This is a genomic window from Streptomyces sp. Z423-1, from assembly GCF_013009255.1.
Taxonomy (GTDB): Bacteria; Actinomycetota; Actinomycetes; order Streptomycetales; family Streptomycetaceae; genus Streptomyces; species Streptomyces gossypiisoli.
Window position 1 is genome coordinate 6046750 of record NZ_CP053109.1, and the last position, 23338, is coordinate 6070087.

The following is a 23338-nucleotide window of genomic DNA, read 5'->3' on the forward strand; positions in this document are numbered from 1 at the left end:
CACTGCTCACCCCTTACTGCTCACTCTTCAGCAGCCACAGCGAGAGGGACATTCACGTGAACCGCAAGACGGTGCGTATCGCCATGAACGGCGTGACCGGGCGCATGGGCTACCGCCAGCACCTCGTCCGCTCCATCCTGGCCCTCCGTGAACAGGGCGGCCTCGACCTCGGCGACGGCACCGTGCTGTGGCCCGAGCCCGTCCTCGTCGGCCGCCGCGAGTACGCCCTGCGGGCGCTCGCCGAGCGGCACGGCCTGGAGCACATCTCCACCGACGTCGACGAGGTCCTCGCCGACCCGGCCGTCGACATCTACTTCGACGCCCAGGTCACCTCCGCCCGCGAGGAGGCCATCAAGAAGGCCATCGAGGCCGGCAAGCACATCTACACCGAGAAGCCCACGGCCACGGGCCTCGAAGGCGCCCTGGAACTGGCCCGCCTCGCCCACGAGAAGGGCATCAAGCACGGCGTCGTCCAGGACAAGCTCTTCCTCCCCGGTCTGCTGAAGCTGAAGCGGCTCATCGACGGCGGCTTCTTCGGCCGGATCCTGTCCGTGCGGGGCGAGTTCGGCTACTGGGTCTTCGAGGGCGACTGGCAGCCCGCCCAGCGCCCGTCCTGGAACTACCGCGCCGAGGACGGCGGCGGCATCGTCGTCGACATGTTCCCGCACTGGGAGTACGTCCTGCACGAGCTGTTCGGCCGGGTGAAGTCCGTCCAGGCCGTCGCCACCACCCACATCCCGCAGCGCTGGGACGAGAACGGCAAGCCCTACGACGCCACCGCCGACGACGCCGCGTACGGCTTCTTCGAGCTCGACGGCGGCGCCATCGCGCAGATCAACTCCTCCTGGGCCGTGCGCGTCAACCGGGACGAGCTGGTGGAGTTCCAGGTGGACGGCACCGAGGGCTCGGCGGTCGCGGGCCTGCGCAACTGCCGCGTCCAGCACCGCAGCGCCACCCCCAAGCCGGTCTGGAACCCCGACATCCCGGCCACCTACGCCTTCCGCGACCAGTGGCAGGAGGTGCCGGACAACACCGAGTTCGACAACGGTTTCAAGGCCCAGTGGGAGCTGTTCCTGCGGCACGTCTACGCCGACGCCCCCTACCACTGGGACCTGCTCGCCGGTGCCCGCGGCGTCCAGCTCGCCGAACTGGGCCTGAAGTCCTCGGCCGAGGGCCGCCGCATCGACGTACCGGAGATCGCGCTGTGACCATCCGACTCCCTGACGCCCACGGGGCCCTGCGGACCTACGAGCCCCGCACCGAACCCCTCGCCGTCACCCCCGGCGCGGGCTTCTCCTGCCGTACGGTCTTCTCCGCGGCCCATGTCGTCGCCGACCCGTTCGCCGACGTCACCCCCGACTCGCCCGCCGCGATCGACTGGGACGCCACGCTCGCGTTCCGCCGCCATCTGTGGGCGCACGGGCTCGGCGTCGCCGAGGCGATGGACACCGCCCAGCGGGGCATGGGCCTGGACTGGGCGGGCGCGGCAGAGCTGATCCGCAGGTCGGCGGCGGAGGCGAAGGCGGTCGGTGGCAGCATCGCCTGCGGAGTGGGGACCGACCAGATCACCTCGGGCACCCCCGCGGAGGTCCGCGCGGCCTACGAGGAGCAGCTCGCGCTCGTCGAGGAGTCCGGCGCGCGGGCGATCCTGATGGCGTCCCGGGCTCTCGCGGCGGCCGCAACCGGCCCAGAGGACTACCTGGAGGTCTACGGCCATCTGCTGCGCCAGGCGTCCGAGCCGGTGATCCTGCACTGGCTCGGCCCGATGTTCGACCCGGCGCTGGAGGGCTACTGGGGCTCGCCGGACCTCGACGCGGCCACCGACACCTTCCTGGACGTCATCGCCGCCCACCCCGACAAGGTCGACGGCGTCAAGATCTCCCTCCTGGACGCCCAGCGCGAGATCGACCTGCGCCGGCGGCTCCCGAACGGCGTCCGCTGCTACACCGGCGACGACTTCAACTACCCCGAGCTGATCGCGGGCGACGACCAGGGCTTCAGCCACGCGCTGCTCGGCATCTTCGACCCGCTGGGCCCGCTGGCGTCGGAGGCGGTACGAGTCCTGGACACGGGGGACGTCAACGGGTTCCGCGCGCTGCTCGACCCCACCGTCGAATTGTCCCGGCACCTCTTCCAGGCCCCGACCCGCTTCTACAAGACCGGCGTGGTCTTCCTGGCCTGGCTGGCCGGCCACCAGTCGCACTTCGCCATGGTCGGCGGCCTGCAGTCGGCCCGCTCCCTGCCGCACTTCGCCCGCGCCTACGAACTCGCCGACACCCTCGGCCTGTTCCCCGACCCGAAGCTGGCCGAGGAGCGGATGAAGACCCTGCTCGCGCTGTACGGGGTGGCCCAGTGAGCACCGCACTCGAGCGTTTCAGCATCAACCAGATGACCGTGAAGCAGCTGAGCATGCCCGAACTGGTCGAGGCGTGCGTCCAGTTGGAGATCGGGAACGTGGGCCTGTGGCGTGAGCCGGTCCAGTCGTACGGTGTCGAGGCGACGGCCAAGCTGGTCCGGGACGCGGGCCTGACGGTGACCACGCTGTGCCGCGGCGGCTTCTTCACCGCGATCGACCCGGAGGAGCGGGCCCGCGCCCTGGCCGACAACCGCCGCGCCATCGACGAGGCGGCGACACTGGGCACGGACACCCTGGTCCTGGTCTCGGGCGGCCTGCCGCCGGGCTCGAAAGACCTGCACGGCGCGCGGGAACGCATCGCGGACGCGCTGGCCGAGCTGGGCCCGTACGCGGAGCGGCACGGCGTACGGCTCGCGATCGAGCCACTGCACCCGATGTACGCCGCCGACCGCTGTGTGGTCTCCACCCTCGCCCAGGCCCTCGACCTCGCCGAGCGCTTCCCCGCGCACCAGGTCGGCGTCACGGTGGACACGTACCACATCTGGTGGGACGACACGGCCCCGGAACAGATCGCCCGCGCGGGCGCCGGCGGCCGTATCCACACCTTCCAGCTCGCCGACTGGACGACCCCGTTGCCGGAGGGCGTCCTGACCGGCCGGGGCCAGATCGGGGACGGCTCGATCGACATGCGGGAGTGGAAGGGGTACGTCGAGGCGGCCGGGTACACCGGGCCGATCGAGGTGGAGCTCTTCAACGAGGAGTTGTGGGCGCGTAACGGGCGGGAGGTGCTGGCGGAGACCGCGCGGAGGTTCGTGCGGAACGTCGTCTCGTGAGCGGGAGAAGGGCCCGGCCCGGATCGAGTGATCCCGGGCCGGGCCGGAGCCGTCCGCCCCTCGATCAGTCGAGGGCGGCGGCGAACATGCCGGGCTCGTACGAGCCGCCCTTCTGGTGCACGATCACGGCGAGCCGGTTGGCCGCGTTGATCAGGGCGACCATGGCGACCAGCGCGGCGATCTGGTCGTCGTCGTAGTGCTTGCGCACCTGGGCCCAGGTCTCGTCGGACACGCCCGTGTGGGCGTCGGCGAGCCGGGTGCCCTCTTCGGCGAGCGCCAGCGCGGCCTGCTCGGCCTCGGTGAACACGGTGGACTCGCGCCAGGCGGCGACCAGGTTGAGCCGGACCGCGCTCTCACCGGCGGCCGCGGCCTCCTTGGTGTGCATGTCGATGCAGTGGCCGCAGCCGTTGATCTGGCTGGCGCGCAGCGACACCAGCTCCTGCGTGGACCTCGGCAGCGACGACTGGTGGATCACCAGGGCGGCGTTGGCGAACCGCTTGGCGAACTTGGCGGCGAGCTCGTTCTCGAACAGGTTGAATCGGGCGTCCATGATCTCGTCCTCACTCGTGGCTCGTTGGTGTTGCACCGGACGACCACGAGATGCCGCCGACCCGTTCGCTGTGACGGAACGACGATGTGACCTGTGCCATGCCCATGGATGTCACAAAGCCGCGGGGACCGGCGTCCTGTGCGTGTGACCCCGTCGAGAACGAGCAGTCAGGAGCAGCCGGTGATGAGCGAGGGCGGCGAGCGCACCCAGGGCACGGCAGGGCGACTCGGCGGCGGCGGACGCACGGACCCCGCCACCGAGGCGTTCTTCGCGCACCGCAACCTGCTGTTCACGGTCGCCTACGAGATGCTCGGCTCGGCCGCCGACGCGGAGGACGTCCTGCAGGAGACCTGGCTGCGATGGGCGGGCGTCGACCTCGGCACGGTACGGGACCAGCGGGCGTACCTGGTACGGATCACCACACGCCAGGCACTGACCAGGCTGCGTACCCTCGGCCGCCGCAAGGAGTCCTACGTCGGCTCCTGGCTGCCCGAGCCACTGCTGACCGCCCCGGACGTGGCCGAGGACATCGAGCTGGCCGACAGCGTCTCGATGGCGATGCTGCTGGTGCTGGAGACGCTCACGCCCACCGAGCGGGCGGTGTTCGTGCTGCGCGAGGTGTTCGACCTCGGGTACGACGAGATCGCCGAAGCCGTCGAGAAGAGCCCGGCCGCGGTCCGCCAGATCGCGCACCGGGCACGGGCACACGTCGCGGCACGCCGGCCGCGCGGCGTCGTCTCCCCGGCCGATACCCGGGAGGCGCTGGACGCGTTCCAACGGGCGGTCGAGACGGGCGATCTGCAGAGCCTGCTCGACATCCTCGCGCCGGATGTCGTCTTCCTGGGCGACGGCGGCGGAATCAAGCAGGCCGTGCCGCGGCCCGTGGTGGGGGCCGACAAGGTGGCCCGTCTGCTGGCCGCCGGGCTGGGCAAGGTCGCGGGCACGCTGTCGCTGCGGCCGGCCCAGGTCAATGGCCACCCGGCGCTGATCTTCCAGCTCGACGGCGAGCTCGACACCGTCGTGGCGGTACGCATCGACGACGGCCTCGTCACCGGGCTGTACGCTGTGCGCAACCCCGAGAAGCTGTCGCACATGCACCGGGAGACGGCCCTGCGCCGCTGAACCCCGCTCAGGGACGGATCCCGTCGCAGGCGATGGGCAGATGCCGTGGCCCGCGCAGCACGGCGTTCTGCCGGTACGGGGGCGGATCCTGAAGCAGGCGAGGATTCTCCAGCCTGCGGGCCAGTTCCGACAGGGCGAGCTGGGCCTCCAGCCGGGCGAGCGGTGCGCCGAAGCAGCTGTGGATGCCGCTGCCGAAACCCAGGTGCTGGATGTCCCGGCGGTCCGGGTCGAAGCGGTCCGGGTTCTCGAAGCGCTGGGGGTCGCGGTTGCCGGAGGCCAGAACCAGCCAGAGGGACGCGCCCTTGGGGATGGTGACGCCACGGACCTCGATGTCGGCGAGGGGGGTGCGCTGCGGCAGCAGTTGCACCGGCGGCTCGAAGCGCAGCAACTCCTCGACGACGGGCACGGCGAGCCGCGGATCCGCACGCAGCCGCCGCAGCACGTCCGGGTTGCGCAGCAGGGTCAGCATGCCGTTGGTGACGAGGTTGACGGTGGTCTCGTGCCCCGCGATCAGCAGCAGCGCCGCGGTGCTGAGCAGTTCCATCGTGGTCATCGCACCGTCCGGGCCCTCGGCCGTCGCCAGCGCGGAGAGCATGTCGTCCCGGGGGTTCCTGCGGCGCTGCTCGATCAGACCGGACAGGTACAGGCCCAGCTGCATACGGGCCTCGTGCGCCTCCTTGCCCCGCTCGGCGGGATCCGCGTCCGGGTCGGGGTCCAGGCTCGCGGCGATGGTGTCCGCCCAGGAGTGGAACCGCGCCTCGTCCTCGCGCGGCACCCCGAGCAGCCGGCAGATCACCGTCACCGGGAACGGGTACGAGAACTGGTCCACCAGGTCGATCCGGCCCGGGTCGCCGATGCCGTCGATGAGGCCGGAGACGATGCCGTGCAGCTCTTCGCGCATCCCGTCGACCCGGTGAGGGGAGTGCGGCGGGCCGAAGGGCCGGTTCGTCATACGGCGCAGCCGGTCGTGTTCCGGCGGGTCCAGCCGCAGGAAGCTCGGCGGCAGGACGCTGTCCTCCTCCTGGGCCGCCGCGGCCAGCGGGTCGTGCGCGGTCGACGCCAGATGGCGGGCCTCGGAGCTGATGCGGGGATCGTGCAGCAGGCTGCGGATCTCGTAGTAGGTGCTGACGACGTACGCCCCGTCGTCCACGTGGTGGACCGGCGTCTTCCGCAGCTCCTCGTAGACGGGGTAGGGGTCGGCGCGGTTGGCGTAGTCCAGGATCTCGTGCAGCAGGGATCGCGTCATGGCGGGTCCTCGTGGCCGTGCGGGTCAGTGCGCGGGGGTGAACGTCATCCGGCGGTCGGCCGGCGAGTATCCGCTGAGGGTCACCGTCGGGCCGTGGGTGGGCACCGACGGGTCGGGGAAGTCCGCGTCCATCGGCCGCTGTCCGTCCGGAGGCCGGTCGACCATGGGGAACGGCGGCGGGAACGGCGCGGTGGTCTCGATCAGCTCCTGGTAGAACGGCAGCCACCGGGCATGGTCGAAGGCGACCGCGCCGATGACGCGGCCCTGGTAGCCGTAGACGCCGACGAACCGGCGAGCCGTCAGCGAGCCCTGCGCGACGAGGATCTCCGTGCCCATCGACGGCACCCCGACCGACTTGATGTTCACGCCGAACTGCGAGGACCAGAAGGCCGGCACCCACATGTGGGGGACGCGGTCGGCGCTCTCGCTGAGCATGTTGTGCGCCGCGATCTCGGCCTGGCTGACGGCGTTGCCCCAGTGCTCCAGGGACAGGAACTGGTAGCCGAACAAGGGGTGCGGGGAGCGGGCGACGTCGCCCGCGACATAGATGTCGTCCGTCACGATGCCGCGGATGTCGAAGGCCCGGCAGCCCGCGTCGCACGCGATGCCGCGCGGACCGGCCCCGAGCCCGGACCCGGCGAGCCACTCGGTGTTGCGGGTGGCGCCGAGCGAGACGACCACCACGTCGGTCTCGATCGTGGAGCCGTCGGGCAGGTGCGCGGCGCGCACCCGTCCCGCGGCGTCGCCCTCCAGGGCGGTCACCATGACCCCGCACCGCAGGTCCACGCCGTGCTCGCGCTGGAGCTCGGCGGCGACCGCGCCGACCACGCCGCCCAGTGCGCCGACGAGAGGCGCCGCGGCGCGCTCGGCGACGGTGACGGCGAGGCCGCGTTCACGGCAGGCCGAGGCGATCTCCGAGCCGGTGAACCCGGCGCCGATGACGAAGACCCGCTTGGGGCCCTCGGCGAGCCGCCGCGCGAGCGCCGTGCTGTCGTCGCGGGTGCGCAGCACGAAGACGCCGTCGAGTTCCGCCTCCTCCGGGCGCGGCCACGGCCGTGCCCGCACGCCGGTGGCGATCAGCAGCCGGTCGTACGGCACCTCGTCGCCGTCGGCCAGCCGCACCCGCCCGGCGGCCATGTCCAGGCCGGTGGCCGCCACGCCGAGCCGCCATGTCGCGTCCAGGGCCCGGCGCCTGGGCAGTGCGGTGCCGTCGGCGGCGGCCACGCCCAGCAGGACCTGCTTGGACAACGGGGGCCGGTCGTACGGCTCGTAGGGTTCGTCGCCGATCATCGTCAGGGACCCGGCGAAGCCCTTCTCGCGCAGGGTCTCCGCGGCCCGCAGGCCCGCCAGTGAGGCGCCGACGACGACGATACGGCCCTCGCGCCGGAGCCTTTCCAGCGATCCGTCACCGCTCATCGGACACCGCCTCGGCCGGTGCGTCCACCGCGTCGACGAGGATGGCCTGGACGGGGCAGGCGGCGGCGGCCTGGGCCAGTTTCTCGCGATGGGCCTCGTCGGCCCGCGGGTGGTACAGCAGCGCCTCCTCGCCGTGCATGGCGAAGACGTCGGGCGCGAGGAACGCGCACTGCGCGTACCCCTGACAGCGATTCAGGTCGACGACAAGCCTCACCAAGGGATGTGTCCTCTCCACCGGCCCGGTCCCCCGTGCGACCATCCTCCGCGTCCCGGGGGAGCGCGGCGACGAGGAGAGGACCGTTGGAGTGAACGCCGTGTCCGGCTCAGCCCGCGGCGGCGGGCCGTGAGTCGGCGGGACGCCGTCCCAGCAGGATGTCGAGGCTGACGATCAGCGCCCAGGCCGGGAAGACCAGCTCGGTCCAGGGCACGTCCGCCCCCACCACGAGCAGCGTCAGACCCGCGAGGTAACCGAGGACGACGAGCGGGCGAGGGAAGACGCCGAGGCGGCGGCCGATGGTCGAGGTGGTGAAGATGAACACCGCCGCCATGCGCAGCCCGTACGTGGTCAGCAAGATGTGGGCGAAGTGGCGGCCGAACGACGCGTCCTGCTGACGCTCGTCGAGCACCGTCGCCGCCGCCGCGGCACTGCCGAACAGCATGGCGACGAAGACCAATCCGCTGCCCAGGAACACGGTGGACACGAACCGGTCCTCCCCCTCACCGGCCTGCTCGCGCAGGGCGCCCATGAACCACAGGAAGGCGATCCCGGCGAACGGCAGCAACGCCAGCGCCGTCCGCACGGCGCTGCGCTGCCCGGCATCGACGGCGACCTCGGCCCCACCGGCCCCGCCGGGCAGGGCGATGCGCACCAGGATCATCGCCGCGGCCATCAACAGCGCGAAGACGACCCCGGCGATCCCGGTGGCCCGGGGCGTCCCGAGGCGCCCGTACTTCCCCATGGTCCCTCGCTTTCTGTCCGCACCTCTCTCGTACAGACAGCAGCAATCCGGGAACTCCCGCCACCGGGCCACTCGTGCCGACGGGAAGCGGCTCAGAAGAACACCCCGCAGCGCAGCAGCACATTCGCGTACGGCGACGCCTCCCCGGTGCGTACGACCAACCGCGCGCCCCCCGACAGCTCCTTGAGCCGCTCGTGCGATACGAGGTCCAGGTCGGGAAAGCGCCCGTCCAGCAGCGTGGCCGCCGCCGGATTGGCCCGCCGTACCTCCGTCGCCGCGGTCGCGCCCTCCACGACCAGCTCGGCCAGCAGCCCGTCCAGTACCTCGGCGAAGGACGGCACCCCCGCCCGGAACGCCAGGTCGACGACGCGCGGTCCGCCCGGAATCGGCATCCCGGCGTCACACACCAGCACCCCGTCCCCGTGCCCCAACTCGGCCAGCGCCCCGGCGAGATGACGGTTGAGGATCCCGGCCCTCTTCACAGGGCGTCGACCTCTTCCGGCGTCGGGTACGACTCCTGCGCGCCCGCTTTCGTCACCGCCGCAGCCCCGACCCGCGCCGCGTACGCCGCCGCCTCCGGGAGCGCGTCGCCCTGCCCCAGCCGCCAGGCCAGGGCGGCCGTGAAGGCGTCGCCCGCGCCGGTGGTGTCGATGGCCTCCACCTTCACGGAGGGCACCCGGGCCACGCCGTCCGCGGACGCCACCAGCGCGCCCTCCGCACCCAGCGTCACAACCACCGAACGCGGCCCGCGCGCCAGCAGGATCCGCGCCCAGTCGGCGGGGTCGTCGCCGACCAGCGCGTCACCGAGGACCACCTTCGCCTCGTGCTCGTTCACGATCAGCGGATCGCACGCCGCCAGCACCTCGGGCGGCAACGGCCGCGGCGGCGACGGGTTCAGTACGAACCGGCTGCCGGGTGCCAGATTCCGTACCGCTTCCACAACCGTCTCCAGCGGAATCTCCAGCTGCGTCGAGACGACCCGGGATGCGTGGAAAAGGCTCCCCGCCGCCCGCACGTCCTCGGGCGTGAGCTTCCCGTTCGCCCCCGGCGACACCACGATGCTGTTGTCGCCGGACGGGTCCACGGTGATCAACGCGACGCCGGTCGGCGCACCGCCGACCAGCACGCCCACGGTGTCCACCCCGGCGGCCCGCTGCGAGTCGAGCAACAGCCGGCCGTACGCGTCGTCCCCGACCCGGGCCAGCAACGCCGTACGGGCCCCCAGCCGGGCGGCCGCGACCGCCTGGTTGGCGCCCTTGCCGCCCGGATGAACGGCCAGATCGGACCCGAGCACCGTCTCCCCGGCCCCCGGCCGCCGCTCGACCCCGATCACAAGATCGGCGTTGGCCGACCCGATGACCAGGAGGTCGTAGTCGTACATGAATGGTCTCCCCTGATACCCGTACCTGGTAAGTGATCGGTTACCTGGTAAGTGATCGGTGCCCTCGGAGGTCAGCCGCCGAAGCCGGCCACGTTCTCCTTCGTGACCACCTTCACCGGCACCTTCACCGTCGCACTCACCTTCTCGCCCTCCGCGGCCCGCAGGGCGTTGTCCACGGCGATCCGGCCGAGTTCCCTGGGCTGCTGGGCCACCGACGCGTACAGTGTCCCGTCCTGGACCGCCTTCAGCCCGTCCGGCGTGCCGTCGAAACCGACCACCTGCACCGACGTACCGGCCTTCGACCCCAGCGCCTTGATCGCGCCGAGTGCCATCTCGTCGTTCTCCGCGAAGACACCGTCGATGTCGGGGTGCGCCTGGAGGAGGTTCGTCATGACGTCGAGACCCTTGGTCCGGTCGAAGTCGGCGGGCTGCTTGGCGACCACCTTGATACCCGGGTAGGCCTTCAGCCCCTCGGCGAAGCCCGCCCCCCGCTCCCGGCTGGCGGACGTACCGGCCTGGCCCTGCAGGATCACGATCGTGCCCCGGCCGCCCAGCTTCTCGGCGAGCGCCTTGGCCCCCAGCTCGCCGCCCTCGACGTTGTCGGAGGCGACCAGCGCGGCCGTCTTCGCCTTGTTGACGCCCCGGTCGACGCCGACGACGGGAATACCGGCCTGGTTGGCCGCCCGCACCGCCGGACCCGCCGCGTCGGAGTCCACCGGGTTGACGATGATCGACGACAGACCCTCGCTGGTGAAGTTCTGCAACTGGTTGGCCTGCTGCGAGGCGTCGTTCTGCGCGTCGGTCACGGTCAGGTCGACACCGAGTTTCTTCGCCTCGGCCTCCGCGCCCGCCCGGATCTGCACGAAGAACGGGTTGTTCAGCGTGGACAGCGACAGCCCGACCTTCTGCTGCGCCGCAGCCGACGAGCCACTGTGCAGCAGCGACGTCGCCCCCACGACCGCCGCCGCGACCACGGCGGCGAGAAGGTACGTCACCGCCTGCCTGCCCTTGGCACCGCCCCCACCACCGGCACCCACCGGCGTCGCCCCCGCCTTGCGCCGCACGGTGTCGAGCAGCACGGCCAGCGCGATCACCACACCGATGACGACCTGCTGCCAGAAGGCGGAGACGGAAAGCAGGTTGAGGCCGTTGCGCAGCACCGCCAGGATCAGCGCACCGATCAGCGTCCCGGACGCCTTGCCGGTACCGCCCGCGAGCGAGGCTCCGCCGATGACGACGGCCGCGATGGCGTCCAGCTCGTAGCCCTGCGCGGCCTGCGGCTGCGCCGAGGACAGCCGGGAGGCGAGCACGATGCCCGCGGCGGCGGCGAACAGCCCGGACAGCGCGTAGATGACGAGCTTCTGCCGCTTCACCCGCAGCCCCGACAGCCGGGCCGCCTCCTCGTTGCCGCCGATCGCGTACATCGACCGCCCGATGTACGTCCGCCCCAGCACGAACGCCGTGATCAGCCCCATGACGACCATCACCAGCACGGGCACCGGCAGCCACCCGCCGAGCGTGTCACCGAGATGCGAGACCGACTCCGGAAAGGCGATCGGCGAACCCTGCGAGACGACCAGCGACAGCCCACGCGCCACGGACAGCATGGCGAGCGTCGCGATGAACGGCGGCAGCTTGCCGTACGAGATCAGAAAACCGTTCACCAGACCGCACGCCACACCCGTGGCAACGGCGAGGACGACCGCCACCACAACAGGCACGCCTTCATTGGTGGCGCTCCACGCCAGCACGGTGGCCGACAACGCCGCCACCGAACCCACCGACAGATCGATGCCCGCCGACACGATCACGAACGTGACACCGAAGGCGAGGATCGCGGTGACGGCGGCCTGGACGCCGATGTTGAGCAGGTTGTCGGCGGTCAGGAAGTCCCCCGACAGCGCCGACAGCGCGACGACGAGGACGATGAGCGCGGTGAGCGCCCCGTTGTCGAGCAGCAGTCGGCGCAGCCCGCCGGGGCCGGAGGCGCCACCCGCGCCCGCGGAGTTCTTGAGCGTGTCAGTGGCCACGGGAGGCCTCCGTTTCGGTAGTGGGGGTGCTGGTAGTGGGGTTACTGACGGCGAGCGCCATCACGGCGTCCTGGGTCGCCTCGTCGGCGGGGAGTTCACCGGCGATCCGCCCCTGCGCCATCACCAGCACCCGGTCGCTCATACCGAGCACCTCGGGCAGATCGCTGGAAATCATCAGTACGGCGGCGCCGGCGGCCGTCAGTTCGTTGATGAGCCGGTAGATCTCGACCTTCGCGCCGACATCGATCCCGCGCGTCGGCTCGTCGAGGATCAGCACCTTGGTGTCGGCGAGCAGCCACTTGCCGATGACGACCTTCTGCTGGTTGCCGCCGGACAGGGTCCGCACCTGCTGCCCGAGCCCGGCCATCCGCACCCCGAGCTGCCCCGCGATCCGCGTGGCGGCCTCCCGCTGCCCCCTGAGGTCGACCAGCCCGGCGCGGGTGGTCTTGCGCAGGGTGACCAGCCCGAGGTTCTCCTCGACGGATGCGTCGAGCACGAGCCCCTGCCCTTTGCGGTCCTCGGGCACGAGCCCGATCCCGGCGGCCATGGCGGCATTGACGTCATGACGCCTCACGGCCGCCCCCGCGACCTTCACGGCCCCCTTGTCGTACGGATCGGCCCCGAACACGGCCCGTACGACCTCCGTACGCCCCGCCCCGACAAGCCCTGCGATCCCGACGACCTCACCGGCCCGCACCTCGAAACTCACGTCATGGAAGACCCCGTCCCGAGTGAGCCCCTCGACGGCCAGCAACGCGCCCCCGGCATCGGCCCCTTCAGCCCGTTCCCGCGGGTACTGCTGCTCGATCGACCGCCCCACCATGAGCCGTACGAGCTCGTCCTCACCGGTGGAGGCGGGCACCTGCCCGACGCTCTTCCCGTCGCGGATGACGGTCACGCGATCCCCGAGGGCGGCGATCTCCTCCAGGTGATGCGTGATGAACACGACCCCGACACCGTCCGCCCGCAGCTGCCGCACGATGGCGAACAGCTTCTCGACCTCTTCGGTGGTGAGTACGGCGGTCGGCTCGTCCATGATGAGCACGCGCGCGTCGAGACTGAGCGCCTTGGCGATCTCGACCATCTGCAGCCGGGCGATACCGAGTTCACGCACACGCGCGCGTGGGGACACGTTCACGCCCACGCGCGCGAGCAGCTCCTCGGCGTCGGCCTCCATCCGCTTCCGGTCGATCATCCCGAACCGACGGGGCTGCCGCCCGAGAAAGATGTTCTCGGCGACGGACAGGTCGGGAACGAGATTGAACTCCTGGTAGATGGTGGCGATCCCGAGCCGCTCGGAGTCCTGCGCACCGTGGATGCGCACCTCCTCACCACCCACCAGGATCCGCCCGGCGTCGGGCGTGTAGGCACCGGAGAGCATCTTGATGAGCGTGCTCTTGCCGGCCCCGTTCTCTCCGAGCAGCACATGCACCTCACCCCGGCGCAGATCGAAGTCGACGCCGTCCAGCGCGACCACGCCGGGAAAGGTCTTGCGGATGCCCTCGATACGCAGCAACTCGTCCGGGTCGCTCACGACGTACTCCTTCGTACAGGGGACAGAGGCGGTACGGCTGAGGGGGCCTCGCCGCACGAGCGTCGTACGACGAGACGGGCAGGCAGGGTCACGGACTCACCCGGCCGCCCCTCGATCCGGGCGACCAGCGCGCGCACGGCGGCGCGCCCCAGCTCGCCGGTGGGCTGGGCGATCGCGGTGACCGGCGGGTCGGTGTGCACGAACCACCGGATGTCGTCGAAGGCGGCGAGCGCGATGTCGTCGGGCACGCGCAGCCCACGCGCGCGTACGGCGTCCAGCGCGCCGAGCGCCATCAGGTTGTCGGCCGCGAAGACGACCTCGGGCGGCTCGGGCAGATCGAGGAAGCCCTCGGTGACCCGGCGCCCGCTGTCGGCCTGGAAGTCGCCCTGGCCCACGTAGGCGGCGGGGAGGTCGAGGCCGTACGCGCCGAGCGCCTCCCTGAAGGCCTCCACGCGTTCCCGTCCGGTCGTGGTGGCCGCCGGTCCCGCGATGATCGCGAGCCGCCGGTGCCCGAGCCCGTGCAGATGCGCCACGAGATCCCGTACGGCGGCCCGCCCGTCGGCCCGCACCACGGGCACGTCCACACCCGGGATCCACCGGTCCACGAACACCATCGGCGTCCCCGCGCGCACGGCGTCCAGCATCAGCGGCGAGCCGCCGTCGGTGGGGGAGACGAGGAGGCCGTCGATACGCCGGTCCAGCAGGTTCCGTACATGGTGGTCCTGGAGGTCGGGCCGCTCGTCGGCGTTACCGATGATCACGCTGTACCCGAGCGCACGGGCTTCCTCCTCCACTGAGCGGGCCAGCTCGGTGAAGTACGGATTCAGCACGTCGCTGATGACCAGGCCGAGGGTGTGGGTCTGGTCGGTGCGCAGGGAACGGGCGACGGCGTTCGGGCGGTAGCCCAGCGTCTCGACGGCGGCCAGCACGCGCGTGCGTGCGTCCGCGCTGACCGACGGGTGGTCGTTCAGCACACGCGAGACCGTGGCGACGGAGACGCCGGCCTCGGCGGCGACGTCCTTGATGCTCGCCATCGCCGGTCCACCTCCTTGTGGAATCGATTACACGAGTGGGCGTAGAGAGGATTGGAATCGATTACATGCCGGGGTGGCAAGAGGTGGGGTGGGGGCTGAGACCGGATCGTGACCTTTGAGGCGAGTGCCCGGTTCAGGGGGCGGCCGACGGCGTCAAGGCGTGGCCCTGTAGCTGGGCTGTGACGGAAGACGGTTGCAGGTGCGATCGGTGGTGGAGAACATGGTGAGCGCAGAAACGTTCGGTGGAGTCAATTCGCGTATGGGGGAGGCGGGTTCGGTATGAAGTTCGACATGGGTGCGCAGACGCTGTCGTCGCTGATGCGTGATTCGCGGGGGTCGAGTGATGATCTCGGGACGCTGATCCGGCAGTTGGTGCAGGCGGCGCAGCCGTTGGAGGGGAAGTTCAACGGTACGGGTCGGGCGATGTTCGACCAGTTCAAGGCGCGGGCGGATGAGATCACGGCGGAGCTGAACGGGTCGTTGTCGGCGATTCTGGGTGGTCAGTCGGGTATGGAGTCGGCGTTCAGCTCGGGTGATCAGGAGCAGGGTGACAATGCGCGGCAGCAGATGGGGGCTGCGAACTTCGATGCGGCGCGGTTCCGCTGAGGCTGTGGGTTCGGTTCGGCTCGGTTCGTTCGGTCTTCTTTCTCGGGGAGTGGTGTGTGATGGCGGGTGCTGGTGCGGATCGTCGGTCGTATGACACGGGTGCGTCGACGGATGCTCAGGCGAACATTCAGGCGGTGATCGGCCGGTTGGAGGAGGTCATCGGTCAGCGGGATCGTCAGGTGAAGGCGGCGATGGCGGACTTCACGGCGGATGGTGTGGCGGATGAGTACCACGGCAAGGAGCAGCGGTGGAACCGTGCTTCGCAGGAGGTGCGGAACATCATTCAGTTGCTGAAGACGACGCTGGAGAAGAACGATGCGACGGCGCAGTCGACGTTGTCGCGGGCGAAGGCGGCGGTGGACAACATCGGCTGAGCGGGCCGGTCGGGTTGCTGGATCTGTAGACGGTACGGGGGTTTGTGGTGCCCGGGTGGGATCTGAAGCCGCAGGGTATTTCGGGTGTGCTGAAGACGACGGGTGAGACGGCGTCGGGCTTCGAGAAGTACGGCAAGTCGTTCGGTGAGCATCTGACGTCGGCGGCTTCGAGTGCGGGCACCATTTCCGCCGAGGGTGGCGGTGAGGGCGGGGAGAAGGCGCAGGGCGGTCTGGTGGCTCTGGCCTTGTCGCAGTACGCGGAGCGTGCGTCGAAGGATCTGCAGTTCGTGGCGGCGCGTGCGGGTAAGTCGTTGCAGGGTGTGGTGGATGCGACGACGGCGTATCTGAACGGTGACATGGAGATGGCGGCGGAGGCGCAGCGCAATACGTTGAAGGCGCCGAAGCTGGATATGCCGGGGGTGGGCGAGGCGTGACCAGGCGCCGGAAGCCGAGCAGCTGTTCGCCACGACCAAGCCGGTCAAGGACAAGGCGGACGCGTTCGCGGACGATCTGGAGACCGTCTCCGGTGCGCTGTCGGCTTATGCCACCGAGATCCGGCCGCTGAGGGACAGGCTGAAGGAGCTGAAGACCAAGGCGCAGACGTTCGTCGACTCGGTGAGGGACGATGACGAGTGGGAGTACGACGAGGACAAGGTCGGCGAGCACAACCAGCTGCGTGATGACATCACCGCGACGGTGGCTGCGTTTTGGGCGGCGGAGCGGACGTGTCACAACAAGATCACCGCGTTGTGGGGCGGGACGCAGATGGTGGCCGGTGATGGTTCGGAGCGTGCGGATCAGTACGGGTTCTCCGCGGAGGACATGAAGAATGCGAAGCTTCCCTGGGGTGACCCGGTGGAGGAGAAGCATCACTGGTACGAGGTCGGCCACTGGGTGAAGTCGTTCGTGTGGGACGGCCTGATCGTCGACGGTATCTGGGGCACGATCAAGGGTCTGGGCACGCTGGTCGGCTTCGGCGGCTGGGAGGCGATGGGGCAGGCCTGGAAGGGCCTGGCGCAGCTGGCGACCGGTCTGGCGCTTTCCTCGATCCCGGGTGTGGGCACCCTGTTCTGGGCGTTGCCGGACGACAAGTTGCCGTCCTGGATCCGTGATTCGCGCACCGCGATGAAGGAGACGGGCAAGGCGCTGGTGGCGTGGGATGAGTGGGGCAAGAACCCCGCCCGGGCGGCGGGTGCGGTCACCTTCAACGTGCTCACGACCGTCTTCACGGGTGGTGCGGGCGCCGGCGTGGCGGGTGCGGGCAAGGCCGGTGCGGTGGCGCGGGTTTTGGGCACGACGGCGAGGGCCATCGACCCGATGACGTACATCGCCAAGGGCGCGGGCGCGAGCCTGTCGAAGATCGGCGACATCGCCACCAGCCTCAAGGGCGTCGGCAACATCGACATCCCGGCGCTTCCGGAGAACGCGATCACCCTGCCCGAGGGCGCGGTGCGCCTCCCCGATGGCACGGTGAACCTCCCGGAGGGTGCCGCGGTCCCGGCGGGCGGGATCAGGATCCCCGAGGGCGGTGCGGTCAGGCTGCCCGAGGGCACCCCGCTCCCGGCGGGCGCGGTCGACCTGGGCAACGGCGCGGTCAGGCTCCCGGAAGGCACCCCGGTTCCCGCGGGTGCGGTGGAGCTGCCCGAGGGCGCGGTCAAGCTGCCCGACGACGCCCCGGCCCTGCCCGAGGGCACGGTGAAGCTGCCCACCGAGGACGGCGCCCCGGCCCGCTACTACGACCCCGACGGCAACATCCTCGACGAGGGCGGCAACGTCATCCAGAAGTCCGACGACGGCCCCGGCGACCTCGTCGACCAGCCCGACACCGGCACCCCGCCCGCCGGAGCGGACGTCCCCCGCGTGGACTCCCCACTCCGCGAACCGGCCATGGCCGGCGCGGCAGCCCACACCGCCGACAACGCCGCCCAGCACATCCGCCTGGGCGACGGCCTCGACGACCTGGGCGACATCGGCCGCGTCGGCGAGGACGTCCCCGTCACCCCAGCCGTCCACGCGGGCACCGACCTGCCTGGCACCGGTCTGGGCAACCACCTCCCCGGCGGCACCGCGGACAACCTCCCCGGGGGCGGGGTCGGCGACAACATGCCGACCAACAGCGTGGACACCCACACCCCCGCCGGAACCACCGGCAACCAGGTACCCGGCGCCGGCGCGGGGGACAACCTGCCCGGCGGCGCCACCAACGACCTCGGCACCGGCGGTAGCCATAGCGATGAGGCCTCGGGGGCCTCACACGGTGGTGACAACAGCGGAGGTGCCGACGTCCACGGATCCGGTGGCGACGACGGCGACGCTGCCCCGCCACCCCGTGACGGTGATCCTGGTCCAGGCGACAGAAAGCCCGGGCTCGTCCGCCAGGATGACAATTTCCAGTCCGATCACAACAGCAGAGGGCAGCGTAAATCGCACCTCAATGAGAATGGGGATTTGGTACCTGCCAACCCTGACGGACAGGCGAGTGTCGTCGATCATGTCGTGGGACGTGACCCCGCCAAGTCTGACAGCCCCTTCACCTCGCTGAGCGCCGAGGGCGCGAATGCGAAGGCGTTCGGCTCGAACAGGATTCGCGTCGACCTGGAGAGGCTGGAGCACGACATTGCGAATGGGCGGGTTTAAGGTGTGGAGGTCTATTCGCCGGAACGCGTGCAGAGCATCATCCAGCAGAACGCGAATGAGATCGCTGGAAAGCCCGTTGATCTGACGGTTCCACCCAACGCAACCAGGGCTCAAGCCCTGGAGCACGCACAGTCCATGGGCCTCAGCAAGTCCAAGGCCAAGCGAATCGCCCAGCGTATGATCGACATGATGAATACTCGGCGCGACGAGGAATGGCTGATCAAGGGCGTTGTGCCGCGAGAGTACATCGAGGGGCCGTTCGGTGGCTGACATGGTTGAGGAGTCTCACTTGGGCCGGTTCGAAGCACTGCTCGGTACCGACTTCGACGGGCGGCCGACCGAGGATGTGGACGACGTCATCTACGAGGCTCTGGATGATGCTCGGCATCGTGAACGCGTGCCTGGGCTGATCGAGTTGATGAACGATGGATCGGCACCCGAGAGGGAGCGCTTCCTGGCCTGCGTGGCGCTGACGACATGGGCTGAGCCAGCGGGTTACGAAACGGTGATCGCCCTCGCCCGTGATCCGAAGAGTGCCCCCTGGTACGACATCCTCATCGACCGGAAGTTCTCCGTCGACAACACCTTCGCGCAGCTGTCAGTGGCTGTGTGTGACAGTGACGACCTGGCGCGGGAAAAGGGCACCTGGGATCTGCGGACCGATACCTTCCGGTCGTTGGTAGGGATTGCCGACAGGGAGTACTTCGACGAAAAGCTCGCGGACCTGCTCGACTCGGAGACGGTCAGGGCTTTGCTGCCTGAGATCCATGAGGTCATCGGCAGGGGTGTGGTCCAGTTGGCCGAGCGTCGCTCGCAGGGATTCGACCTGACGACCCAGCTCGTCGACCTGGCGGCAGCTGTGGCGACCGTTGACGGGCCCGCCGCCGTGCGTCTCGGCCATGAGGTACTCAGCCAGGACACCAGTCCCCGCGCCCTCATGCACGCTGTGGCAATCGTGCAGCGTTCGCGGACATCTGAGGCCCGTGAGTTCTCGGAATATCTGTCAAGTCTGGGCACTGACAAGGTGCGGGACGAGATCAGGCGGGCACTCGGATCCCGGGGACAGCGCAATGCGCCTGTGTCGAATCCGGCAGGGTGACCGTGCGACGAATCGACATCGACGATCCCGAAGTGGACATGGACGTTTCGGAGCGGCCGTACTACCGCGGCGAACCGTTCACCGGCGAGGTGACCGACTATCTCACGGAGAGCCTCGTCAGCCTCGACACCTACGTCGGCGGTTACAGGGACGGGCCCTCCCGCCAGTGGTACAAGGACGGCACCCTCCGCTCCGAGGGAGCACTACGCGCCGGGCTGCCCGTCGGCGAGTTCAAGACATGGCATCCCAATGGTGTGCTCGCGGCGAAGGGGGTGCTCGTCGCGAATGGGATGACGCTCGTGGAGGACTGCGCATGGACGAGCAGGGCCGGCGCCGACTCGGACCTGGCGGAGGACTTGACCGCCTTTCCTCATCCCAGACGCCATCCTCGGCCTGGCCACCATGAGCTACACCACGACAGGGGACACGACCCGAATCCGGTTCATAGGCGATCGGTACGCTCCCCACCATGGGGCTGGACATCACTGTGCTGATCGCAGACCGGTCGTGGTTGGAGGAGGTTCCGCCCGGGGAGCGGCTGGAGCGGCTCAGGGATGCCTGGTACGACGACGAGACGGGGTTCTGGGACTGGGATAGCGCGGCCGCGGTAGTGGGGGACTGGAAGTGGCCGCAGGGGCCCAACAGTTCCCTCTTCGCGGTGTACGAGTTCGTGCACACCAGTGGCTCGTTCAAGGCGCACTTCTGGGCCGGACAACGCTGGGAATCCGCTCGCGACCATGTTGATCCTCAGCTCCGGTCCGAAATCGACACCCTGTTGCTCGGGTTGATCTGGAACGGGCTGAACGGAGAGGCGGGGCACATTGATTCCGGCTTCTTCAGCGAGGGCCCCGGCTTCTACGGCGTGCTGCTCGCACGGTCACCGGACAGTGTGCGGGTACTGGCCGGGACCTGGGAGCGAATACGGCCTGGCCTCGGCGGAATGGAACAGGCCTTCACCGAGCATGCCGCACTCCCCCATGGGTGGGTAGGCAACTTCCGCGAGTTCAGAGGCCTCCTGGAGGAGTGGGGCCACGTCCTGAGCGAAGCTGCCCGGCGGGGCTGGTGCGTTGTGGGGCTCAGCGAATAGAGCAGAGAGCAGCATGCGAGGTGCGCCGCGACGACCAGCGCAGCACACCGGGTCTACGAGAGTCGACCGGGATCACGCAGCCTGCCGCTCACGCCACCCGCAGCCCAACCCTGACCAGCCTCCCCGCCCGACCGACCAGCAGCTCGGGCACATCCTCCTCGTAGAACCTCACCTGCCCGATGACTCCCGGCCACCGCGCGTGAGCAGCCAGCGCCACCAGCAGTGGTTCGAGGCCCGGCAGGAACTCCGCGTGGATCTCCTGCCGTGCGGTCAGTGACCAGTGCTCGCCGGCCTGGTGCAGTTCGCCCGTGAGGACTCCGCCGATCTTCGCGGCGGGCCCGCGCTCCGCGAGGAGAGGGAACAGGTCCGGCGAGGCGTCGACCGGTTCCGGCCCGCCGAGGCCGAGGTGCCACCGCAGCGTGTCGAGGACGGCCCCCGGCACGGTCGGTGCGAGATCGAGGGCCAGGTCCACAGCGAGCATGTCAGCCATGCGGGGACTCTAGATCCGGCGGAACATGCCCCGGCCCGCCCGTCCCCTTCCCCAGCTTCTCCCCCTTCCCCAGCCTCTCCCCTTCCCTTCCCTCCCCCCACTGTCAGACCCCAGCGGTACCTTCGGATCATGTCCAACCAGACGGCACCCGCACCCGGCGACCGCCGACTCGCCGTCCTCGAAGGCGTCCTCGAACGGATCACGTACGCCAACGAGGAGAACGGCTACACGGTCGCCCGCGTCGACACCGGCCGAGGCGGCGGCGACCTCCTCACGGTCGTCGGCGCGCTGCTCGGCGCGCAGGTGGGGGAGTCGCTGCGGATGGAGGGCAGATGGGGCTCCCACCCGCAGTACGGCAAACAGTTCACCGTCGAGAACTACACGACGGTCCTCCCGGCCACCGTCCAGGGCATCCGCCGCTACCTCGGCTCCGGCCTGGTCAAGGGCATCGGCCCGGTCTTCGCCGACCGCATCACCCAGCACTTCGGCCTGGACACCCTGAAGATCATCGAGGAGGAGCCCAAGCGGCTGATCGAGGTCCCCGGCCTCGGCCCGAAGAGGACCAAGAAGATCGCCGACGCCTGGGAGGAGCAGAAGGCCATCAAGGAGGTCATGCTCTTCCTCCAGACCGTCGAGGTGTCCACCTCCATCGCCGTGCGCATCTACAAGAAGTACGGCGACGCCTCCATCTCCGTCGTGAAGAACCAGCCGTACCGGCTGGCCGCCGACGTCTGGGGCATCGGCTTCCTCACCGCCGACAAGATCGCCCAGTCCGTCGGCATCCCGCACGACAGCCCGGAGCGCGTCAAGGCGGGCCTGCAGTACGCCCTTTCGCAGTCGGCGGACCAGGGGCACTGCTTCCTGCCCGAGGAGCGGCTCATCGCCGACGCCGTCAAGTTGCTCCAGGTCGACACCGGGCTCGTCATCGAGTGCCTCGCCGAGCTGGCCATGCCGGACGAGGACTCCGGCGAGCCCGGTGCCGTACGCGAACAGGTGCCCGGTGAGCACGGCGAACCCGTCACCGCCGTCTACCTCGTCCCCTTCCACCGCGCCGAACTCTCCCTCTCCGCCCAGCTCCTGCGCCTCCTGCGCACCGAGCAGGACCGCATGCCCGGCTTCCACGACGTCGCCTGGGACAAGGCACTGGCGTGGCTGAAGGGCCGTACCGGCACCGACCTCGCCCCCGAGCAGGAGGCCGCCGTCAAGCTGGCGCTGACGCAGAAGGTCGCCGTACTCACCGGCGGTCCCGGTTGCGGCAAGTCCTTCACCGTGCGGTCGATCGTGGAGCTGGCCCGCGCCAAGAAGGCCAAGGTCGTGCTCGCCGCCCCCACGGGCCGCGCCGCCAAGCGGCTCGCCGAGCTCACCGGCGCCGAGGCCTCCACCGTCCACCGGCTCCTCGAACTCAAACCCGGCGGAGACGCCGCCTACGACAAAGACCGCCCCCTCGACGCCGACCTCGTGGTCGTCGACGAGGCCTCCATGCTGGACCTCCTCCTCGCCAACAAGCTCGTCAAGGCCGTACCGCCGGGCGCCCACCTCCTCTTCGTCGGCGACGTCGACCAGCTCCCCAGCGTCGGCGCGGGCGAGGTCCTGCGGGACCTCCTCGCCGACGGCAGCCCGATCCCCGCCGTCCGCCTCACCCGCGTCTTCCGGCAGGCCCAGCAGTCGGGGGTCGTGACCAACGCGCACCGGATCAACGCCGGACAGCACCCCGTCACCGACGGCATGAAGGACTTCTTCCTCTTCGTCGAGGACGACACGGAGGCCGTCGGACGGCTCACCGTGGACGTGGCGGCCCGTCGCATTCCGGCCAGGTTCGGGCTCGACCCCCGCCGGGACGTCCAGGTCCTCGCCCCCATGCACCGAGGGCCCGCCGGCGCCGGCACGCTCAACGGTCTCCTCCAGCAGGCCATCACCCCGGGCCGCCCCGATGTGCCGGAGAAGCGGTTCGGCGGGCGGGTGTTCCGGGTCGGCGACAAGGTCACCCAGATTCGCAACAATTACGAGAAAGGGAAAAACGGTGTCTTCAACGGCACCGTGGGCGTGGTCACCTCGCTCGACCCGGTCGACCAGCGCCTCACGGTGCTGACGGACGAGGACGAGGAGGTTCCGTACGAATTCGACGAACTGGACGAACTGGCACACGCCTACGCGGTGACCATCCACCGCTCGCAGGGGAGCGAATACCCGGCGGTGGTCATTCCGGTGACCACGAGCGCCTGGATGATGCTCCAACGCAACCTGCTCTACACGGCGGTCACCCGGGCCAAGCAACTGGTCGTCCTCGTCGGTTCGCGCAAGGCGATCGGCCAGGCGGTGCGCACGGTGTCGGCGGGACGCCGCTGCACGGCCCTCGACTTCAGGCTCGCACCCCGGCCCCTGCGTCCTTGATCCCCGGATTGATCCCCGGCGGGCAAAAATGATCGATCAAACGAGTCGCAAAGGTCACAGAGCACTTCCGGATGGGGTATCAACCGGGCAGGATGGCAGGTTGGCGGCACTGAGTGCCGCCGATAAGCCCAATGGTCGACCCCGAGTGCACTCTCCTGAGCCAAATGGGGGATGGTAGAGACAGTCAGGGCAC

24 protein-coding genes are annotated in these 23338 nt (G+C 69.9%); 13 read left to right on the forward strand and 11 right to left on the reverse strand.

The features are described 5' to 3' along the window. Window positions 1-56 precede the first annotated feature (56 nt). The 3 genes from HJD23_RS27185 to HJD23_RS27195 are packed head-to-tail and all read left to right on the forward strand — an operon-like array spanning window position 57 to window position 3189. Window positions 57-1208 (forward strand): Gfo/Idh/MocA family oxidoreductase, encoded by a 1152-nt coding sequence (locus HJD23_RS27185; RefSeq protein WP_171113956.1) that lies wholly within the window; start codon window positions 57-59, stop codon window positions 1206-1208. Continuing rightward, window positions 1205-2356, forward strand: a complete 1152-nt coding sequence (locus tag HJD23_RS27190; RefSeq protein ID WP_171113957.1) for a dihydrodipicolinate synthase family protein — start codon at window positions 1205-1207, stop codon at window positions 2354-2356. Before HJD23_RS27185 ends, HJD23_RS27190 begins: the two co-directional genes overlap by 4 nt. A 32-nt stretch (window positions 2357-2388) precedes the next feature. Continuing rightward, a complete protein-coding gene (locus HJD23_RS27195; protein ID WP_171118744.1) occupies window positions 2389-3189 on the forward strand; it encodes a sugar phosphate isomerase/epimerase family protein in 801 nt (266 codons plus the stop codon). Window positions 3190-3253: 64 nt separating this feature from the next. Here the strand turns inward: HJD23_RS27195 and HJD23_RS27200 are convergent, their stop codons facing one another. Then, entirely contained in the window at window positions 3254-3739 is a 486-nt protein-coding gene (locus HJD23_RS27200; protein WP_171113958.1) for a carboxymuconolactone decarboxylase family protein, read from the reverse strand. Between the two features lie 183 nt (window positions 3740-3922). Between HJD23_RS27200 and HJD23_RS27205 the strand changes: the two genes are divergently transcribed. After that, window positions 3923-4861 (forward strand): RNA polymerase sigma-70 factor, encoded by a 939-nt coding sequence (locus HJD23_RS27205; protein ID WP_171113959.1) that lies wholly within the window; start codon window positions 3923-3925, stop codon window positions 4859-4861. A gap of 7 nt (window positions 4862-4868) precedes the next feature. On the opposite strand, the gene HJD23_RS27210 is transcribed toward HJD23_RS27205, so the two are convergent. The 9 genes from HJD23_RS27210 to HJD23_RS27250 all read right to left on the reverse strand — a co-directional run bounded on the left by HJD23_RS27210 (window position 4869) and on the right by HJD23_RS27250 (window position 14461). Then, on the reverse strand, window positions 4869-6107 hold the full coding sequence (locus tag HJD23_RS27210; protein WP_171113960.1) for a cytochrome P450: 1239 nt from the start codon (window positions 6105-6107) through the stop codon (window positions 4869-4871). Between the two features lie 24 nt (window positions 6108-6131). After that, window positions 6132-7523, reverse strand: coding sequence for an FAD-dependent oxidoreductase (locus tag HJD23_RS27215; RefSeq protein ID WP_171113961.1), 1392 nt, complete (start codon window positions 7521-7523; stop codon window positions 6132-6134). Next, a complete protein-coding gene (locus tag HJD23_RS27220; RefSeq protein ID WP_171113962.1) occupies window positions 7513-7737 on the reverse strand; it encodes a ferredoxin in 225 nt (74 codons plus the stop codon). The genes HJD23_RS27215 and HJD23_RS27220 overlap by 11 nt, the downstream gene beginning before the upstream one ends. A 109-nt stretch (window positions 7738-7846) precedes the next feature. Then, window positions 7847-8482 (reverse strand): hypothetical protein, encoded by a 636-nt coding sequence (locus tag HJD23_RS27225; RefSeq protein ID WP_171113963.1) that lies wholly within the window; start codon window positions 8480-8482, stop codon window positions 7847-7849. Between the two features lie 92 nt (window positions 8483-8574). Further along, a complete protein-coding gene (rbsD, locus tag HJD23_RS27230; RefSeq protein WP_171113964.1) occupies window positions 8575-8964 on the reverse strand; it encodes a D-ribose pyranase in 390 nt (129 codons plus the stop codon). Then, window positions 8961-9863, reverse strand: a complete 903-nt coding sequence (locus HJD23_RS27235; RefSeq protein ID WP_141314855.1) for a ribokinase — start codon at window positions 9861-9863, stop codon at window positions 8961-8963. Before HJD23_RS27235 ends, rbsD begins: the two co-directional genes overlap by 4 nt. Before the next feature lie 71 nt (window positions 9864-9934). Continuing rightward, complete coding sequence (locus HJD23_RS27240) at window positions 9935-11893, reverse strand: substrate-binding domain-containing protein (RefSeq protein WP_171113965.1); 1959 nt, start codon at window positions 11891-11893, stop codon at window positions 9935-9937. Further along, window positions 11883-13427 carry a sugar ABC transporter ATP-binding protein gene (locus HJD23_RS27245; protein ID WP_171113966.1) on the reverse strand — a complete coding sequence of 515 codons (1545 nt, stop codon included), beginning with the start codon at window positions 13425-13427 and terminating at the stop codon, window positions 11883-11885. The genes HJD23_RS27240 and HJD23_RS27245 overlap by 11 nt, the downstream gene beginning before the upstream one ends. Then, window positions 13424-14461, reverse strand: coding sequence for a LacI family DNA-binding transcriptional regulator (locus HJD23_RS27250; protein ID WP_171113967.1), 1038 nt, complete (start codon window positions 14459-14461; stop codon window positions 13424-13426). The genes HJD23_RS27245 and HJD23_RS27250 overlap by 4 nt, the downstream gene beginning before the upstream one ends. A gap of 279 nt (window positions 14462-14740) precedes the next feature. On the opposite strand from HJD23_RS27250, the gene HJD23_RS27255 reads away from it, so the two are divergent. Genes HJD23_RS27255 through HJD23_RS27290 form a run of 8 tightly spaced genes read left to right on the forward strand, consistent with a single transcriptional unit; the run spans window position 14741 to window position 20264 of the window. Then, the gene (locus HJD23_RS27255) at window positions 14741-15067 is read left to right on the forward strand and encodes a hypothetical protein (protein ID WP_171108878.1); all 327 of its coding nucleotides are present in this window, start codon (window positions 14741-14743) and stop codon (window positions 15065-15067) included. A 59-nt stretch (window positions 15068-15126) separates the two neighbouring features. Continuing rightward, on the forward strand, window positions 15127-15441 hold the full coding sequence (locus tag HJD23_RS27260; protein WP_171134147.1) for a pore-forming ESAT-6 family protein: 315 nt from the start codon (window positions 15127-15129) through the stop codon (window positions 15439-15441). A 44-nt stretch (window positions 15442-15485) separates the two neighbouring features. Continuing rightward, a complete protein-coding gene (locus HJD23_RS27265; RefSeq protein ID WP_171134081.1) occupies window positions 15486-15875 on the forward strand; it encodes a DUF6507 family protein in 390 nt (129 codons plus the stop codon). Beyond that, the gene (locus HJD23_RS44115; protein WP_346770344.1) at window positions 15850-18078 is read left to right on the forward strand and encodes a hypothetical protein; all 2229 of its coding nucleotides are present in this window, start codon (window positions 15850-15852) and stop codon (window positions 18076-18078) included. Before HJD23_RS27265 ends, HJD23_RS44115 begins: the two co-directional genes overlap by 26 nt. A 3-nt stretch (window positions 18079-18081) precedes the next feature. After that, window positions 18082-18348, forward strand: a complete 267-nt coding sequence (locus HJD23_RS27275) for a hypothetical protein (RefSeq protein ID WP_171116532.1) — start codon at window positions 18082-18084, stop codon at window positions 18346-18348. A gap of 19 nt (window positions 18349-18367) precedes the next feature. After that, the gene (locus tag HJD23_RS27280; RefSeq protein ID WP_240980822.1) at window positions 18368-19177 is read left to right on the forward strand and encodes a hypothetical protein; all 810 of its coding nucleotides are present in this window, start codon (window positions 18368-18370) and stop codon (window positions 19175-19177) included. Window positions 19178-19179: 2 nt separating this feature from the next. Next, window positions 19180-19671, forward strand: coding sequence for a hypothetical protein (locus HJD23_RS43085; protein WP_206326309.1), 492 nt, complete (start codon window positions 19180-19182; stop codon window positions 19669-19671). Continuing rightward, window positions 19647-20264: a hypothetical protein gene (locus HJD23_RS27290; protein ID WP_171116530.1), complete on the forward strand. Its 618-nt coding sequence runs from the start codon at window positions 19647-19649 to the stop codon at window positions 20262-20264. The genes HJD23_RS43085 and HJD23_RS27290 overlap by 25 nt, the downstream gene beginning before the upstream one ends. An 88-nt stretch (window positions 20265-20352) precedes the next feature. Here the strand turns inward: HJD23_RS27290 and HJD23_RS27295 are convergent, their stop codons facing one another. Further along, window positions 20353-20754 (reverse strand): hypothetical protein, encoded by a 402-nt coding sequence (locus HJD23_RS27295; protein WP_171116528.1) that lies wholly within the window; start codon window positions 20752-20754, stop codon window positions 20353-20355. 129 nt (window positions 20755-20883) lie between these two features. On the opposite strand from HJD23_RS27295, the gene HJD23_RS27300 reads away from it, so the two are divergent. Beyond that, complete coding sequence (locus HJD23_RS27300) at window positions 20884-23145, forward strand: ATP-dependent RecD-like DNA helicase (RefSeq protein ID WP_171116525.1); 2262 nt, start codon at window positions 20884-20886, stop codon at window positions 23143-23145. Window positions 23146-23338 lie beyond the last annotated feature (193 nt).

Excerpts from the sequence above, each read along its gene's own strand:
- HJD23_RS27195 (WP_171118744.1), top strand. The coding sequence starts at position 2,389 with ATGACCGTGAAGCAGCTGAGCATGCCCGAACTGGTCGAGGCGTGCGTC.
- HJD23_RS27200 (WP_171113958.1), bottom strand. The coding sequence starts at position 3,739 with ATGGACGCCCGATTCAACCTGTTCGAGAACGAGCTCGCCGCCAAGTTC.
- HJD23_RS27205 (WP_171113959.1), top strand. The coding sequence starts at position 3,923 with ATGAGCGAGGGCGGCGAGCGCACCCAGGGCACGGCAGGGCGACTCGGC.
- HJD23_RS27210 (WP_171113960.1), bottom strand. The coding sequence starts at position 6,107 with ATGACGCGATCCCTGCTGCACGAGATCCTGGACTACGCCAACCGCGCC.
- HJD23_RS27215 (WP_171113961.1), bottom strand. The coding sequence starts at position 7,523 with ATGAGCGGTGACGGATCGCTGGAAAGGCTCCGGCGCGAGGGCCGTATC.
- HJD23_RS27225 (WP_171113963.1), bottom strand. The coding sequence starts at position 8,482 with ATGGGGAAGTACGGGCGCCTCGGGACGCCCCGGGCCACCGGGATCGCC.
- HJD23_RS27235 (WP_141314855.1), bottom strand. The coding sequence starts at position 9,863 with ATGTACGACTACGACCTCCTGGTCATCGGGTCGGCCAACGCCGATCTT.
- HJD23_RS27250 (WP_171113967.1), bottom strand. The coding sequence starts at position 14,461 with ATGGCGAGCATCAAGGACGTCGCCGCCGAGGCCGGCGTCTCCGTCGCC.
- HJD23_RS27255 (WP_171108878.1), top strand. The coding sequence starts at position 14,741 with ATGAAGTTCGACATGGGTGCGCAGACGCTGTCGTCGCTGATGCGTGAT.
- HJD23_RS27260 (WP_171134147.1), top strand. The coding sequence starts at position 15,127 with ATGGCGGGTGCTGGTGCGGATCGTCGGTCGTATGACACGGGTGCGTCG.
- HJD23_RS27290 (WP_171116530.1), top strand. The coding sequence starts at position 19,647 with ATGGGGCTGGACATCACTGTGCTGATCGCAGACCGGTCGTGGTTGGAG.
- HJD23_RS27295 (WP_171116528.1), bottom strand. The coding sequence starts at position 20,754 with ATGGCTGACATGCTCGCTGTGGACCTGGCCCTCGATCTCGCACCGACC.
- HJD23_RS27300 (WP_171116525.1), top strand. The coding sequence starts at position 20,884 with ATGTCCAACCAGACGGCACCCGCACCCGGCGACCGCCGACTCGCCGTC.